Raw genomic sequence first — 3,552 nt, forward strand, 5'->3', positions numbered from 1 at the left:
TCACGTCGCGGCGCTGGGCGGTGGGGCGGGTGGTGTCGAGCACGTCGTCGATGAACGCGGCGTCACGTCGCGGCGCTGGGCGGTGGGGCGGGTGGTGTCGAGCACGTCGTCGATGAACGCGGCGTCGCCGAGGCCCGACAGCACACGGGGCTCCAGCCCTTCGCCCGAGGCGCTCGCCGACGGGCTGCCGCCCGGGCCACCGGGCTGTCCCGATCCCTCGGGGGGTCCGGAGGCCTGCCCCGCCTGGGTGCCGACACCGGGGGTCGCGCCCGTACCGGGTGTCGCGGACGGCGAACCGCCGGTCTCCTCCCCGGCCGGCTCCTCCGGCTCGATCCTCACCGGCACGGACGTCGCGGCCTGCTTCTTCGCGAACACCTCCTGTGCGCGGTCCTCGTCGCTGACGGCCGGGTCGTAGGAGACGACCCGCTCGAACTCGACACGCAGCTGGTGGGAGGCGTCGGGCGCCTGCCCCTTCCAGTTGCAGGCCGCGCGGCGGTCCGTGTTGTAGGTGACGGCGGGTGTGCCCTGGAAGGCCTGCCGCTGCTGCTCCGGGGCGAGCGTCGCCAGGCCGGGCAGCAGGTCCTTGAGGGAGGCGCTGTCCACGGCTCCGCACGGCTCCAGCAGCGTGCGGTACTTGCCGGGCGCCGCCACCGGAGTGGGCGCCTTCCCCGCCTTGGGGTCGGCCGCACGGTCGTCGGTGCCGCCGTCCGCGGTGCAGCCGGCGGCACCGGCGCCCAGCACGGCCGCGAGGAGCGCGGCCGTGCCGGGACCGTATGTCTTCCGAAGCACGTGCCAGGCCCCTTTCCTCCGGTGTTCCCGGGAAATTCGGTGTCGCCCGCAGAGGGCGGCTGGACACAATGTCTATCGCACACGCCACCCCGGATGCCGGTCCGTCCAACCTTTCGCGGTCATTTGCCGGGTATTTGCGTTTTCACTGCTTTCGGGGGGATCGAGGAGTCATGTCGTATGTAGAGATGCCGGGTGCGAAGGTGCCCATCCGCCTGTGGACCGACCCCGCGTCGGTCGAGGACGGCGCCATGCAGCAGCTGCGCAACGTGGCGACGCTGCCCTGGATCAAAGGGCTCGCCGTCATGCCGGACGTCCACTACGGCAAGGGCGCCACGGTCGGGTCGGTGATCGCGATGCACGGGGCGGTCTGCCCCGCCGCGGTCGGCGTCGACATCGGCTGCGGCATGTCGGCCGTCAGGACGTCGCTGACCGCGGGCGACCTGCCCGGTGACCTGTCGCGGCTGCGCTCGAAGATCGAGCAGGCGATTCCGGTCGGGCGCGGGATGCACCGCGAGGCGGTCGACCCGGGCCGGGTCTTCGGACTGACGACCGGTGGCTGGGACGACTTCTGGAGCCGCTTCGACTACATCGCCGACGCGGTCAAGTTCCGCCGTGAGCGGGCGATGCAGCAGATGGGCTCGCTCGGCAGCGGCAACCACTTCATCGAGTTCTGTCTCGACGAGACGGGCGCCGTCTGGCTGATGCTGCACTCCGGCTCGCGCAACATCGGCAAGGAGCTGGCCGAGCACCACATCGGTGTCGCCCGGAAGCTCCCGCACAACCAGGACCTGGTCGACCGCGACCTCGCCGTCTTCGTCTCCGAGACGCCCCAGATGGCCGCCTACCGCAACGACCTCTTCTGGGCGCAGGAGTACGCGAAGTACAACCGCGCGGTGATGATGGGGCTGTTCCAGGAGGTCGTGCGCAAGGAGTTCCGGAAGGCGAAGGTCGCTTTCGACCCGGTGATCTCGTGCCACCACAACTACGTGGCCGAGGAGCGGTACGAAGGCATGGACCTGCTGGTCACTCGCAAGGGGGCGATCCGGGCCGGCTCCGGCGACTACGGGATCATCCCCGGGTCCATGGGCACCGGTTCGTACATCGTCAAGGGCCTCGGGAACGCTGCGTCCTTCAACTCCGCGTCCCACGGCGCCGGCCGCCGGATGAGCCGGACCGCGGCGAAACGGCGCTTCTCGACGCGGGATCTCGAGGAGCAGACGCGCGGTGTGGAGTGCCGCAAGGACTCGGGGGTGGTGGACGAGATCCCCGGCGCGTACAAGCCGATCGAGCAGGTGATCGACCAGCAGCGGGACCTCGTCGAGGTGGTCGCGAAGCTGAAGCAGCTGGTGTGCGTGAAGGGCTGAGCCCTTCGCGCGGACCTGTCCCGGGGTCGGGCGTCCGCTCAGGCCGTCTGAGGGGCGCTCAGCACCTTGTGGAAGAACGTCGTCGGGCGCAGCACCCCGGACGGGTCCGCCGCGTAGTCGGGGACGGTGCCGACCGGCGTCCAGCCCGCCGAACGGTACAGCCGCTCGGCGGCGCTGCCCGTCCGGGTGTCGAGCAGCAGCAGGGTCCGGCCGGCGCCCCGTGCGAAGTGCTCGGCCGTGGCCAGCAGCATGCGGGCCGTGCCGCGGCCCCGGGCGTCCCGGTGGACGAGCAGTTTGGCCACCTCCGCGCGGTGCGTCCCGTTGGGCGAGGTCTCGGACCGGAGCTGGACCGTGCCGACGACCCGGCCGGCGTCGTGCGCGGTCCAGGCCGCGACCGTGCCGTCGGCGAGGGCGGGTGCGAGCCCGGACCACCAGGCGGCCGCCCGGTCGGCGGTGAGCGGGGCGAGGAATCCGACGGACGCCCCGTCGTCGACGGCGTCCGCGAGGAGGGCGCCGAGGCCGTGGGCCGCTTCCGGGAGGGCTTCGGCGGTCAGCCGGCGCACGGTGACGCTCGTGGTGGTGGTCATCACAGCTCCCTGTGGACCTTGGAGTTGGACGCCTGCGCCCGCGGGCGGACCACGAGGAGGTCGATGTTGACGTGGGGAGGCCGGGTGACGGCCCAGGTGATGGTGTCGGCCATGTCGTCCGCGGTGAGCGGCGCGGCCACGCCCGCGTACACCTTGGCCGCCTTGTCGGTGTCGCCGCGGAAGCGGGTGGTGGCGAACTCGTCGGTCTTCACCATGCCGGGGGCCACCTCGATCACACGGACCGGCGTGCCGACGATCTCCAGGCGCAGCGTCTCGGCGAGGACGTGTTCACCGTGCTTCGCGGCCACATAACCGCCGCCGCCTTCGTAGGTGGACAGGCCCGCCGTGGAGGAGAGCACCACGATGGTGCCGTCGCCGCTGTCGGTGAGCGCCGGGAGCAGCGCCTGGGTGACGTGGAGCGTCCCGATGACGTTGACCTCGTACATCCTGCGCCAGTCGGCGGGATCGCCGGTGGCGACCGGGTCGGCGCCGAGGGCCCCGCCGGCGTTGTTGACCAGGACGTCGCATCGGCTCAGCGAGGCGGCGAAGGCGTCCACGGCCTCCCGGTCCGTGACGTCGAGGGCCTGGGCGGTGGCCTGGTGGCCGGCCTCGGTGATCTCGGCCGCGACCGCCTCGATGCGGTCCTTGCGCCGGGCGGTGAGCACGACGTGGAAGCCGGCGGCCGCAAGCTGCCGGGCGGTGGCCGCGCCGATGCCGCTGCTGGCTCCGGTGACGACGGCGACGGGCGTTCCGGCGGTGGTCATGTGGCTCCTCGCACGTGTGGTCGGACTGAGGTCAGGATAGGGCGGTCG

Annotated in this window: 4 protein-coding genes; 1 reads left to right on the forward strand and 3 read right to left on the reverse strand. The window is 72.1% G+C overall.

What is annotated here, in order from left to right:
- Nucleotides 1–789, reverse strand: coding sequence for a DUF3558 domain-containing protein (locus tag EAO77_RS09375; protein WP_147987567.1), 789 nt, complete (start codon nucleotides 787–789; stop codon nucleotides 1–3).
- A gap of 170 nt (nucleotides 790–959) precedes the next feature.
- Here EAO77_RS09375 and EAO77_RS09380 point away from each other — a divergent pair, with 170 nt between their 5' ends.
- Entirely contained in the window at nucleotides 960–2,153 is a 1,194-nt protein-coding gene (locus tag EAO77_RS09380; RefSeq protein ID WP_147987568.1) for an RtcB family protein, read from the forward strand.
- A 38-nt stretch (nucleotides 2,154–2,191) separates the two neighbouring features.
- Here the strand turns inward: EAO77_RS09380 and EAO77_RS09385 are convergent, their stop codons facing one another.
- Both EAO77_RS09385 and EAO77_RS09390 read right to left on the reverse strand, forming a co-directional pair.
- On the reverse strand, nucleotides 2,192–2,740 hold the full coding sequence (locus EAO77_RS09385; RefSeq protein ID WP_147987569.1) for a GNAT family N-acetyltransferase: 549 nt from the start codon (nucleotides 2,738–2,740) through the stop codon (nucleotides 2,192–2,194).
- Nucleotides 2,740–3,504 (reverse strand): SDR family NAD(P)-dependent oxidoreductase, encoded by a 765-nt coding sequence (locus EAO77_RS09390; protein ID WP_147987570.1) that lies wholly within the window; start codon nucleotides 3,502–3,504, stop codon nucleotides 2,740–2,742. Before EAO77_RS09390 ends, EAO77_RS09385 begins: the two co-directional genes overlap by 1 nt.
- Nucleotides 3,505–3,552 lie beyond the last annotated feature (48 nt).

The sequence above is a fragment of the Streptomyces sp. T39 genome (genome assembly GCF_008042045.1).
Classification (GTDB): Bacteria; Actinomycetota; Actinomycetes; order Streptomycetales; family Streptomycetaceae; genus Streptomyces.